The 12047-nt window shown below is 57.0% G+C and carries 8 protein-coding genes and 2 tRNA genes; 9 read left to right on the top strand and 1 reads right to left on the bottom strand.

All coding sequences use genetic code 11. From position 1 onward, the window contains the following. Positions 1 to 50: 50 nt before the first annotated feature. The 6 genes from DYE26_RS14415 (at position 51) to DYE26_RS14390 (ending at position 5592) form a co-directional block, all read left to right on the top strand. The gene (locus DYE26_RS14415) at positions 51 to 2168 is read left to right on the top strand and encodes a putative bifunctional diguanylate cyclase/phosphodiesterase (protein ID WP_036624911.1); all 2118 of its coding nucleotides are present in this window, start codon (positions 51 to 53) and stop codon (positions 2166 to 2168) included. Between the two features lie 113 nt (positions 2169 to 2281). Then, positions 2282 to 2358: transfer RNA gene (locus DYE26_RS14410), tRNA-Pro, on the top strand. Between the two features lie 23 nt (positions 2359 to 2381). Then, positions 2382 to 2452: transfer RNA gene (locus DYE26_RS14405), tRNA-Gly, on the top strand. A gap of 317 nt (positions 2453 to 2769) precedes the next feature. Continuing rightward, a complete protein-coding gene (locus tag DYE26_RS14400; protein WP_036624909.1) occupies positions 2770 to 3309 on the top strand; it encodes a DoxX family protein in 540 nt (179 codons plus the stop codon). A gap of 558 nt (positions 3310 to 3867) precedes the next feature. Next, positions 3868 to 4812 (top strand): helix-turn-helix transcriptional regulator, encoded by a 945-nt coding sequence (locus DYE26_RS14395; RefSeq protein WP_036624908.1) that lies wholly within the window; start codon positions 3868 to 3870, stop codon positions 4810 to 4812. Positions 4813 to 4848: 36 nt separating this feature from the next. Next, on the top strand, positions 4849 to 5592 hold the full coding sequence (locus DYE26_RS14390; protein ID WP_082207887.1) for a zinc ribbon domain-containing protein: 744 nt from the start codon (positions 4849 to 4851) through the stop codon (positions 5590 to 5592). A 178-nt stretch (positions 5593 to 5770) separates the two neighbouring features. Here DYE26_RS14390 and DYE26_RS14380 read toward each other — a convergent pair whose 3' ends face one another. Beyond that, complete coding sequence (locus tag DYE26_RS14380) at positions 5771 to 5977, bottom strand: YwbE family protein (protein ID WP_036624906.1); 207 nt, start codon at positions 5975 to 5977, stop codon at positions 5771 to 5773. 530 nt (positions 5978 to 6507) lie between these two features. On the opposite strand from DYE26_RS14380, the gene pheS reads away from it, so the two are divergent. The 3 genes from pheS to DYE26_RS14365 all read left to right on the top strand — a co-directional run bounded on the left by pheS (position 6508) and on the right by DYE26_RS14365 (position 12003). Continuing rightward, complete coding sequence (pheS, locus tag DYE26_RS14375; RefSeq protein WP_036628573.1) at positions 6508 to 7542, top strand: phenylalanine--tRNA ligase subunit alpha; 1035 nt, start codon at positions 6508 to 6510, stop codon at positions 7540 to 7542. A 26-nt stretch (positions 7543 to 7568) separates the two neighbouring features. After that, the gene (pheT, locus tag DYE26_RS14370) at positions 7569 to 10019 is read left to right on the top strand and encodes a phenylalanine--tRNA ligase subunit beta (RefSeq protein WP_036624904.1); all 2451 of its coding nucleotides are present in this window, start codon (positions 7569 to 7571) and stop codon (positions 10017 to 10019) included. A 118-nt stretch (positions 10020 to 10137) separates the two neighbouring features. Continuing rightward, positions 10138 to 12003, top strand: a complete 1866-nt coding sequence (locus tag DYE26_RS14365; RefSeq protein ID WP_036624903.1) for a hypothetical protein — start codon at positions 10138 to 10140, stop codon at positions 12001 to 12003. The last annotated feature ends 44 nt before the right edge of the window (positions 12004 to 12047 follow it).

The raw sequence follows: 12047 nt of genomic DNA, 5'->3' as shown, positions 1-12047 counted from the left end.
ATTAATTTTTAGGACCATAGACAGATACTTACCTCCGGAGGTTGAGGGCATTGAGAATCAGGGCAGAAGCAAAATCGACAATCGTCCCAGGGGTAGTCGGGCTGGCAGCGATGATCGGTGTCGTCTGGTTGTCGGCAACAGCCGTCTTGCCGGGCGGAACCGGCAAAACGATGCAAGCGCTGCATTTGCTTGCGGGCTTGATGTGCCTGGCCGTGTCTTATTCCATCTTTGCGCAGGGATGGATCATGTTTACCGACAAGTTGTCCAGGCAGCGGCTGTATTCCGCCGCATTGTTTTCGGTGGTAGGTATCCTTGACATGTTATATTCCGCCGCTTACGGAGGCATTCCGCTTTTGGGCTTCGAGCCCGGACCGGGGCTGGCGGATTGGTTTTTAACGTTGTCCCATACGGTGGGAGCGCTTGGCATGCTGGCTGTTTTCGCTTCCTCCGAGAAGCAGGTGTCCGACGTTCATAAAATTACGCTGTTTTCCGTGACGGCGCTGATCGCCGCCGCCGGCCTGGCATGGATGAACCGGCACGAAGCCAAGCTCGCTTCCGGTTTGGCGGCGGGCTTTCTGAACTCGCCGGCGGGCAGGTTTACGCTCATATTCGGCGTTTCCATGCTGTATATTGTAGCGATCGCCGCGATTATGCACAGCCACCGGGCGGAACAGCCGCCGGCCATCATGACGGTAACGCGGGCCTTGCTGTTTATGGTTATGGGCCATGTGATGCTGACGTTTCCTTTCAAAGACCCCCAAGGCTCCATACAAGCGGCGGGCCAGTGGTATATGTGCTTATCCTATTATTTTGTGCTGAAAGGCGTTTACCGGCTGACGATCGAAGAGCCGATCCGCGGCCGGCGCCAGGCCGAAGCGCGGATGAAGCATATGGCTTATCATGACGATTTGACGGGCCTGCCGAATCTAAGGCTAATGAAGGAGCAGCTCGGCCAATGGTTGAGCGTTTCGGGGGCGTATACCGGGGTTGCCGTCATCAATATCGACCGTTTCAAAGCGATTAACGATTCGCTGGGGTACAGCGCGGGGGACAAGCTGCTCACCGAGTTCGGAGCCAGGCTGAAAGCGCTGTGTCGTGCCGAAGAGCAGGTGTACCGCATGGGGGAGGACGAGTTCGCCTTGATTTTGCCTAGGACGGACGGCGCCGAGATTGCCGAAGAGCGGGCCGAGCAGCTGCTCGGTGCGGTAAACCCAGCGGTGCTGATCGACGATACGGAATACCATATCTCGCTCAGCATGGGCCTGTCGGTGTTCCCGGTTGACGGCGAGTCGGTCGATCAAATGATTCAATACGCGGATATGGCGGTTCATCACGCCAAGGAGCACGGGGTTCATTTTATGCGGTATACTCCGGCGATGAAGATGTATACCCAGTCCCGGGTGGAGCTGGAGAACGATATGCGAAAAGCGCTGGACCGCGAGGAGTTTTTTCTGGAGTTTCAGCCGCAAATGAGTCTGGACACCGGAAAAATGGTGGGGATGGAGGCGCTCGTCCGCTGGAACCACCCGAAACGCGGGCTGCTGCCGCCCGGCGAGTTTATCCCGCTGGCCGAGGAGAGCGGCCTGATCGTTCCGTTGGGGGAATGGGTGCTCAAAACGGCCTGCCAGTACAATAAGCAGTGGCAGCTTGCGGGATATGAACCGGTAAACGTATCGGTCAATTTGTCGATGCGTCAATTCCGCCAATACAATCTGGCGGAGCGGATCGGCGCGATTTTGCGCGAGGTCGATCTGGACCCCCGTTACCTGGAGCTGGAAGTGACCGAAAGCATGACCTACGATATCGATACGGCTTTGGACCAGCTCCATCGTTTGAAGAGCTTGGGCATCCAGATCAGCATCGACGATTTCGGCACCGGCTATAGTTCGCTGTACTATTTGAAAAGCTTGCCGATCGACCGGTTGAAGATCGACCGCGCTTTCGTCAAAGAGGTTATGTACGACGGCAACGACGCGGCGATCGTCTCGACGATCACGACGATGGCGCATCATCTGAAGCTCAAGGTGACGGCCGAAGGCGTTGAGAACGAGGAGCAGTTGCAGTTTCTGAGGCTGCAAAAATGCCATGAAGGCCAGGGGTATTTGTTCAGCAGACCGGTATCCGCCGGCGTGCTGGAGCATGAATTCCTCAGCCGGCTCGCTGGCTAGGGGATTTTCCTTCTCCCGCTATTTCCTAAAGGAAATAATATCCTCTTGCACCGGGCCCGCAAAAATGGTATATTATATTTTGTCTTCGCGTTTCGGACTGATCGCGAAGCTTCCGGGACGTAGCTCAGCTTGGTAGAGCACCTGGTTTGGGACCAGGGGGTCGCATGTTCGAATCGTGTCGTCCCGACCATATTATACCTTTGCGGGTAATGTGCGGGTGTAGTTCAATGGTAGAACTCCAGCCTTCCAAGCTGGTAGCGTGGGTTCGATTCCCATCACCCGCTTACTGTGAAATTTCTGTAAAAACCCTTGCGGCGCAGGGGTTTTTTCTTTTGTCTTTAACGCTGCCAATACGGGCTGCGTTCTGCTCTAGGGGGCAGTTTAAGGGACAAATTCAGGCTGTAGCCGGCGCTGATAACCATTAGTTTTTTTATTGACGGAACCTGAATGAAGTTTGCTCGTGTATATTAAAATTAATTTATTAAATTTTTAATATATGTGATTTAAATCACATATATTGTGAAAAAAATCACTTATAATAAAGACATCAAAGATGATCATCCTTAAAAAACAAAACAAACCAACTTAAGGAGTGGTAAATATGTTTAACAACTTCCTGAGAACCAATAAAATCGCCATGTGGCTGCTGACCGTCATCCGGGTTTACCTCGGGTACCAATGGATTGAAGCCGGGTATCACAAAATTACCGGCGGCTTCGACGCCGCGGGCTTCCTCACCGGCGCGATCGCGAACAGCACGGGCGATCATCCCGCTGTCCAAGGCTGGTGGGCCAATTTCCTGGAACATTTCGCCCTGCCTAACGTAGGCCTCTTCAACGTCCTTGTTCCTTACGGCGAGTTCCTGGTCGGCCTGGGGCTGATCCTCGGCACCTTCACCACCTTCGCCGCCCTGATGGGCCTGGTAATGAACGCGGCGTTCCTCTTCAGCGGAACGGTAAGCACGAACGCGCAAATGCTGCTGCTTGAAGTGCTGGTCGTCGTCGCCGCCGCCAATGCCGGCAAAATCGGCCTTGACTATTACGTGCTCCCTTACCTGCGCAAATTGTTCGGCAAAAAGGGGGACACAGGAACGAAGCTGGGAGCGCCGCAGCCACCGGTGAATGTGAAGCATACGGCGTAAAGCGGCCGACTGGACTGGTAAGAATCTGAGATCGGAAGCCACTTTCCAAGACTCTTCCTTTGTGAAGGGTCTTTTTTTCTGCGTTTTGCGGAGTGTTGGGGAATGACGGCAAATGTGGGGCTCAATCTAGTGATCGGCGCTTGACAGCCAACCAAATGGAACGCCCAACCGTCAGCGTTTAAAATATCGGCACATTATGTACTTATTATCCGAAACCTAGCATGTTCATCCCCATTAGCGGCATTTTATGTACTTATTTTCCTAGAATGTTCGCAGAAGAGAGTCATTTCCTTGCGAAAGAGGAAAATAGAGGCGTGAATTGTCTCTATTTTCCTCAAATTGCCTGATATCGCGGGATTAACGACAATTTTAGCCTTTAAGGTTATTTTAGTCCGATAGCCCGCCCGCATATTCTGAATCGTTTTGTCCGAACACGGTCTTTCGCTTTGTGACACGGTCTTTCGCTCTAATGACAGGGTCGTTCGCTTTAAATACATGGTATTGTCGTCTTGCTGCCGGTATACTCAAAGCAGGAACTTGTAGCAGGGGGGAAACTGCGTGCAAATAAGTCGGTTGTTTGGGATCGTCTATTTGTTGATGGAACGCAAAACCGTGACGGCGGCCGAACTTGCCGAACGTTTTGAGGTGTCGGCGCGGACAATTTACCGGGATATCGATACGCTTAGCGCTGCGGGTATCCCGGTGTTTTGCAGCAAAGGCAAGGGCGGGGGCATCGGTTTGCTGCCGGATTTTGTGCTCAATAAATCACTGTTATCGGAAACGGAGCAAAACGAAATTTTGTTTGGACTGCAAAGTCTTGCGGCCACGAACGCCGAGCAAACCGGGGAGGTGCTGGCCAAATTAAGCCGCCTGTTCCGGCGGGAAGAAGTGAACTGGATCGACGTGGATTTTTCCCATTGGGAAAGCGGGGAAGCGGAACGGCGGAAGTTCGGCATACTGAAGACGGCGATTCTGGAGCGGCGGAGGATTTCTTTTACCTATTACAATTCGAACGGGGAACAAACGCAAAGGCAGGCCGACCCGCTGAAGCTGCATTTCAAAAACAAGTCCTGGTATTTGCAGGGATATTGCTTGCAAAAGCAGACGTTCCGCACATTTAAGATCAGCCGGATGGAAGCCGTCGCGTATACCGGCGAGCATTTTGAGCGGAGAGAGGGCGAAGTTCCCGAACTTGTGTCGTCCTCACGGGAATTGGCGCCGCTTGTTCGGCTGGAGCTGTGGTTTTCGCCGCGTTTGGCCTTCCGCATCCATGATGAATTTGACCGGACTTCCGTACATAAAAACGAGGACGGCAGCTTTCGGGTTACGGTCAGCTATCCGGAAAACGGGTGGGTGTACGGGTACCTGCTGTCTTTTGGCGAGGACGTCCGGGTGATCTCCCCGCCGCATATCCGGCAGATCCTGAGGGACAAAGCGGAAAAAATCGCAAAAATATATCAAAACCCTTCTGAATATGACATACAGTCGTCATATTATGATTGATACAATGGCTCCATCAAAGAAGGGAGTGGACAAGAAATGGCGGAATTGAAGTTGAAGTATGTGGAAGAGTTTACGGTGGCCGGAAAGCTTGGCCAGGGAAAAGCGGACGAGGGACCCCAGTGGATTGTTCCCCTTTGGGAGCAAGCGAACGGAGCGTATTCCCAGATTCAGGACATCGCCCTCAAGAACGAAACCGGTGCGCCCAAGGGAATGTGGGGGGTGATGGGGCACCCTGACGTCTATTTGGGACGGTGGGACGACCGGGGCCTTTATCTGGCCGGCTGTGAAGTGAGAGCGGACGCCGAAGTTGCGGAAGGATGGACAAAATGGACGGTGCCGGCGCACACGTATCTGGTGGGGGATTGCCGCGGAACGGCTTACGGCGAGGTGTTTCAGCAAACGATTGAACATGATTTGCCCAAGCATGGGCTGCAGTTGACCGGAGCCGTGCACGAGCATTATCCGGAACCGGGCAATCCGGCGCATGTGGAGCTGTATTTTCCGGTGGCAAAGGGCCATCTGTTCTGCCAAAGCTGCGGCATGCCGCTGACGAACAACGAGGAGCTCGGCTCGGAACAAGGCGGCGGGGCCAACTATGACTATTGCGGTTACTGCTACCGGGACGGGGCGTTTACGAGCGATTTGTCGATGGAGGAGATGATCGAGCAGTGCCTGAAATACGGGGCCGAGTCTGGAGCGGAATTTTTTGCGGATCGTGAACAGGCCAGAACGCGGATGCAGGCGTGGTTTCCGGCGCTGAAGCGCTGGAAGCGGGACTAGCGGGAATAAGGAACGGGATGGACGATGATGGAAAAACTCGATTATAAAAAGAAATACAAGGAGCTGTATTGGCCGAAACCGGAGCCGATGCTGATTGAAGTTCCGCCGATCCGCTTCATTATGGTGGACGGTGAGGAAATAACCGGCTGCCCGCGCGGATGGAGCCTGGCGGCACCCTTTAGTCCGCTTTGGCGGGATGGATGGCCTTCACCCGGCCCACCTGGCCGTCCTGAAGCCGTACTTTGATGCCGTGAGGATGGGCGGGCGAATTCGTCAGAATGTCTTTCACCACACCGCGGGTCAGACGGCCGCTGGGCTGGTCTTTTTTCAGAACGATGTCGACGGTAAGGCCGGGATAGATGTTTTTGCGTTCGTTGCCGTTCATGGGGGTGTACTCCTTGTATGGTATAGTTTGCTGAGATAAACATACCATATTTATGCGGCGGCTTGCCAATGGCGGCAAGTTTGCATATAATAGCAGTTAAAGTCGAAAACGCGCCGTCACAGGCGCGGTTGCAAACACTAACGACGAAATGCGATGATGGAGAAGAGTAAGCAGAGGCCTCCTTACAGGGAGGGAACGCCGGAGATTGAGAGCGTCCCCACGGAAACAGGCTGCCGAAGTTCGCTCCGGAGCAGTTCCTTGAACCCCGTGCGCTTTTCGCCTGTTCAATGGGCGAGGGGCCGGCGCAGTAGAGGATACCGGTTACGATCCGTTATATCGTTAAAGTGAGAGCTGCAGGAAGCATCGGACACCGTACCGCCTGGCCGAAGTTGGCGCGGCAAACAGCGCCAATTATACGGAGGTTATACGGAATGCCGGGCCTGACGGGCTCTAACAAGGGTGGTACCACGGTCTTTTCGTCCCTTTCGGGAGAAAAGGCCTTTTTTATTTTGCCTGAGGAGGAAATATTCATGAAAGAACGTTTGGAAGCACTCAAGCACGAAGCGTTGGAGCAGCTTAGCAAAGTTGCGGACGCCGGGCAGCTGGCTGAGCTGCGGGTCAAATATTTGGGCAAAAAAGGGGCGCTGACGGAAATCCTGCGCGGCATGGGATCGTTAAGCGCGGAGGAGCGCCCGGTCATCGGACAGATCGGCAACGAGGTGCGGTCGGCGATCGAGGCCCTGATCGAAGAGAAGCAGGCGCATTTCGAGCGTCTTGAGACAGAGGCGCGCCTGGCCGCCGAGAAGGTTGACGTGACGCTGCCGGGGCGGCCGCTGAGGCAGGGGGCGGTTCATCCGCTGAACCAGGTCATCCAGCAGATCGAGGATATTTTTATCGGCATGGGCTATTCAATCGCGGAAGGTCCGGAAGTGGAAACCGACTATTACAACTTCGAAGCGCTGAATCTGCCGAAAAACCACCCCGCCCGGGACATGCAGGATTCGTTTTACCTCACCGACGATCTGCTGATGCGGACGCAAACGTCGCCGGTGCAGGCGCGCACGATGGAGGCGATGAAGGGCGAAGTGCCGGTCAAAATCATCTGCCCGGGACGGGTGTTCCGGCGCGATGACGACGATGCGACCCACTCGTTCCAGTTCCACCAAATCGAAGGCCTTGTCGTCGGCAAAAAAATCCGCATGAGCGACCTCAAGGGCACACTGCTGGAATTCACCCGCAAAATGTTCGGAGCGAACACGCAAATCCGTTTGCGTCCGAGTTTCTTCCCGTTCACGGAGCCCAGCGTTGAGGTGGACGTGACGTGCATGAAATGCGGCGGCAGCGGCTGCCGGGTGTGCAAGCATACCGGGTGGCTGGAAATTCTCGGCAGCGGCATGGTGCACCCGCGCGTGCTGGAGATGAGCGGTTACGATCCCGAGGAGTACAGCGGTTTTGCGTTCGGGATGGGCGTGGAACGGATCGCGATGCTGAAATACGGGGTGGACGACATCCGTTATTTCTATAACAACGACGGGCGTTTCCTGCAGCAGTTTGCCAGAGTTTAATTTTTGGAAGAGGGAAGGGAATTACGATGAAAGTATCAACCGAATGGTTGTCCGATTATATATCGCTGGACGGAGTCAACATCGAGGAATTGGCGGAGCAAATCACGCGCTCGGGTATTGAGATCGATTCCGTTGAAAACCGCAACAAAGGCGTATCGAACGTAGTTGTCGGTTATGTCAAAAGCAAGGAAAAGCATCCGGATGCCGACAAGCTGAACGTCTGCATTGTTGATGCCGGGCAGGACGAGGAGCTGCAGATCGTCTGCGGGGCGAAAAACGTCGCCGCCGGCCAGAAGGTGCCGGTAGCGCTCGTCGGCGCCAAGCTGCCGGGCGGGATTGAGATCAAAAAGGCGAAGCTGCGCGGCGTCCCTTCGCAGGGGATGATCTGCTCCGCGAAAGAGCTGGGCCTGAACGACAAGCTGCTGCCGAAGGAGCAGCAGGAAGGCATCCTCGTGCTCCCGGAGGACGCCAAGATCGGTACGCCGATCGCGGGGCTGCTTGGCCTGGACGATAAAGTGCTCGATTTCGATCTCACCCCGAACCGTTCCGACTGCCTGAGCATGCTGGGCGCCGCTTATGAAGTCGGCGCGATTCTGGGACGCGACGTGAAGCTGCCGAAGCCGGAAAAGGAGCTGATCGAGTTCGCCCAGCCGGCCGAGGAGCGGATCGCCGTCAAAGTCGAGGCTTCCGAGCTGTGCAGCCGCTATGCCGTCCGCTACATTTCCGGCGTTAAAATCGGCCCGTCCCCGCTGTGGATGCAAAACCGGCTGATGGCTGCCGGCATCCGTCCGATCAGCAACGTCGTGGACATTACCAACTACGTCATGCTGGAGTACGGACAACCGCTGCACGCTTTTGACGCCGACAAAATCGCCGGCGGGCAAATCGGCGTCCGCCAGTCGCGGGAGGGCGAAAAGCTGGTGACCCTGGACGGCCAGGAACGCGAACTGGAGCCCGGAGCGCTGCTTATCGTGGACGGCGACGATAAGCCGGCAGGTCTCGCCGGCGTAATGGGAGGCCTCGACTCAGAGGTCACGGACCGGACGGTCAACATTGTGCTGGAGTCGGCGAAATTCGACGGCGGGGCGGTGCGGAAGACGTCCCGCGCGCTGGGGCTCCGCTCGGAAGCTTCGCAGCGCTTCGAGAAAGAGGTCGACCCCTCCGCCGTCATTCCCGCGTTGAACCGCGCCGCCGAGCTAATGGCCAAATACGCCGGAGGCAACGTTTGCAAGGGGATCGTAGAGGTCGTGAACCGTGAGCCGCAGGAACAGGTGATTACTTTGTCGCTTGGCAAGCTGAACGATTACCTGGGAACGGACATCTCCACGCTGGAGACGAAAACGATTCTGACCCGGCTTGGCTTCGCCAGCGCCGACTTGACCGAAAACGCTCTGGAAGTGCGGATTCCGACCCGGCGGGGCGACATCACCCGGGATGTGGATTTAATCGAAGAGGTGGCGCGGCTTTACGGCTACGACAACATTCCGACCACGCTGATCGAGGGGCCGACCACGGCCGGGGGCTGCACGAAGCCGCAGGCGCTGCGGCGGGCGATCCGCAGCCTGCTGGTCCATGGCGGCTGGCAGGAAGTGCTCGGCTACTCCTTTATCCGGGCGGGGGCGGCCCGGAAATTTCCGCAGCTTGGCGGGGGCGGCCACGAGGTTAAGCTGGCGATGCCGATGAGCGAGGATCGCAGCACCTTGCGGAGCAGCCTGCTGCCGGGAATGATCGATATCGCCGTATATAACCGCAACCGCAAGCAGGAAAATCTGGCGCTGTTCGAAATCGGCGGCGTATTCGTGACCGAGGAAGCGAAGCTGACGAAGCAGCCGGACGAAGTGCCTGCGCTCGGTCTGCTGCTGGCCGGCGAGCGCGAGCCGAAGCGCTGGAACGCGCCGGCCGAGCAGGTTGATTTCTTCGATCTCAAAGGCGCGCTGGAAAGTCTGTTCGATTACCTGGGTCTGGGCGGCCGCGTGAGCTATGCGGCGGATCGGCCGCAAGGCTTCCATCCGGGGCGTTCGGCTTCCGTTTATTTGCAGACGGAGGGCGGAAAACGCTGGATCGGCTCGCTGGGACAGGTTCATCCGGAGCTGCAGCGGGAACTGGATCTGGACGATACGTATGTGGCCGAGCTGCTGCTGAAGCCGATTTACGAATATGCCGGTGAACCGGCCGTATACCGCGAACTGCCACGCTTCCCGGCGATGCAACGGGATATCGCCGTCGTCGTCGCGGCCGATGTCGAAGCCGGCGCGCTGATCGCCGAAATCCGGCAAACCGCAGGCAAGCTGCTGGAAGACGTGCAGGTGTTTGACGTATTTACCGGTTCCAAACTGGGCGAAGGCAAAAAGAGCGTGGCGTTGTCCCTGGTGTACCGTCACAAGGAGCGGACGTTGACCGACGAAGAGGTGACGGCGGTCCATGATCGGGTCGTGGCCGGACTTGCGCAAACTTTTGCCGCCGAACTGAGAAAATAGCAGGAATTGGGCAAAGTCACATCGAATCCATTGTTAGATAACCGATTCGATGTGACTTTCGTTTAATTTATAAAAGACATCTTAGATCTAAGCCCAGGACCGAAGGAGGCACATAGTTTTGAGTAACCAAAGCCGAATTAGCGTGAGTGTGGAAATATACGGCACTTCTTATAAAATCGTAGGCAGCAGCACGGAGTACATGAAGCAGGTGGCCCGCCGCGTAGACGAGCTGATGCACAGCATTGCCCAGGCCTATCCTCATCTCGATATATCGCGTTTGGCGGTGCTCGCGGCGGTTCGGATGGCTGAAGAGGCGGTCAAAACGGAGCAGTTGCAAAACGAGCTGCAGAATGCCAAGCAGGAGAAAGCCGTGATCGCGCAGGAGAACTCCGCGCTGCAGGGACTTCATGCCAAGCAGGAGGATATGTACAAGGCGCTGCAGGAGGAACATCGCAGGCTGAAGGAGGAGAAGCAGCAGCTGGCCGACCAGGCGGAGAAGCTGGAGGCGGCGCTGCAGGCGCACGATGGCGAAGCGCGCAAGCACAAGGGCCGGATCCAGGAGCTGGAGCGGCAATTAAACGAGCAGCGGGGCAGCAACTCGCAGCTTCAGGCCAAATTGCGCCAGACCGAACAGCTGACGGTAAAGGAGAAGGAAGAGCGCGAGAAGCTGCAGAAGCAGCTAAGCGAAACGCTGCAGCGGGAGCAGTCCGCCAAAGCGGCCGAACAGCGGGCCGCGCAGAACGGGGCCAAGCTGGAGGAACAGGTGAAACGGCTGAAGGATATGCTCCAGATCGCCGAAGGGAAGGCGCAAAAGCTGCAGCAGGAGCTGCAGGAGGCGCGCCAGGCGGGCGAAGCGAAAGCGCAAGAGCTGGAGCGGGAGCTGCAGGAAGCGCGTCAGGCAAGCGAAGCGAAAGCGCGGGAGCTGCAGGAAGCGCGTCAGGCAAGCGAAGCGAAGGCCCGAGAACTGCAGGAAGCGCGTCAGGCAAGCGAAGCGAAAGCGCGGGAGCTGCAGGAGGCCCGTCAGGCGGGCGAAGCGAAAGCGCGGGAGCTGCAGGAGGCCCGTCAGACGGGCGAAGCGAAAGCGCGGGAGCTGCAGGAAGCGCGTCAAGCAAGCGAGGCCAAAGCCCAGAAGCTGCAGCAGCAGCTGCAGGAGGCGCGCGCACAGCAGGACAAGCTGCGTGCGGAAATCGCCGCCGCCGTACAGAACGAAAGGTCGTGGCAGAAGCTGGCCGATAAACGCGGCGAAGAGCTTAGCCGTCTGGAAATCAGCTTGCTGGAAGCGGAAGGCCGCGGCGAACAGCTGGAAGAACAGCTCCGTTCTTCGGCCGCGGATCTGGCGAGCGTCCGCGAGCGGCTGCAAGCGGAAGAGGAAAATGCGCGCGTGTTGGCGGACGAATTGGATTTGCTGCGCCGGCAGCTAGAGGAGGCTTCCCGCGAACGGGAGACGGCGCTCCTGACGGCAAGCTCGGCCGAGGAAGAGAAACAGCGGATGGCGGCGGAGCTCAGCCGCCTGCACGACCGGCTGCAGGATATGAACGTGGAACTGCAGGAGCATGCCGAACGGGAAGAGCGGCTTGCGCAGCTCCGGGAAGCTGCGGAAAAGCGGGAACAGGAACTCATGGAGCAGTGGGCCTCCGCCGAGGGGGAGCTTGAGGCGTTGCGCGGGAAGGAAGCCGAGCTGCTGCGCCAGCTGGACGAGTGGCAGCAGGAGAGCGCGGCCGGCAGCGAGCGCGTGATCCAGTTGTCGGGCGATTACCAGCAGTTGGAGGAAGAGAAGCAGCGGCTTGCCGAAGAACTCCGGCAAATTTCCGAGCATTACGAAATCATTTCGCATGAATACCGGCTGCTTAAGGTAGAACGCGAAGCCGAACGCGAGGCGTTTGAGCGGCGGGAAGAGGAACACCGCCGGCTGCAGGAGGATTATGCAAAGCTGCAAACGGAATTCAACGAATGGATCGAACTGATCGAGCAGGACCAGTCCTGATAATTTTAAACGTACCGCCAACAGCAAGAGCCCCGGCATACGGC

Origin of the sequence: Paenibacillus macerans (assembly GCF_900454495.1) — a bacterium.
Lineage (GTDB): Bacteria > Bacillota > Bacilli > Paenibacillales > Paenibacillaceae > Fontibacillus > Fontibacillus macerans.
This window is presented reverse-complemented; position numbering and strand designations above follow the sequence as displayed.

Bases quoted from the DNA above. Each gene is read 5' to 3' on its own strand.
- DYE26_RS14400 (WP_036624909.1), top strand. From the start codon at position 2,770: ATGTTTAACAACTTCCTGAGAACCAATAAAATCGCCATGTGGCTGCTG.
- pheT (WP_036624904.1), top strand. From the start codon at position 7,569: ATGAAAGTATCAACCGAATGGTTGTCCGATTATATATCGCTGGACGGA.
- DYE26_RS14380 (WP_036624906.1), bottom strand. From the start codon at position 5,977: ATGAACGGCAACGAACGCAAAAACATCTATCCCGGCCTTACCGTCGAC.
- pheS (WP_036628573.1), top strand. From the start codon at position 6,508: ATGAAAGAACGTTTGGAAGCACTCAAGCACGAAGCGTTGGAGCAGCTT.
- DYE26_RS14390 (WP_082207887.1), top strand. From the start codon at position 4,849: ATGGCGGAATTGAAGTTGAAGTATGTGGAAGAGTTTACGGTGGCCGGA.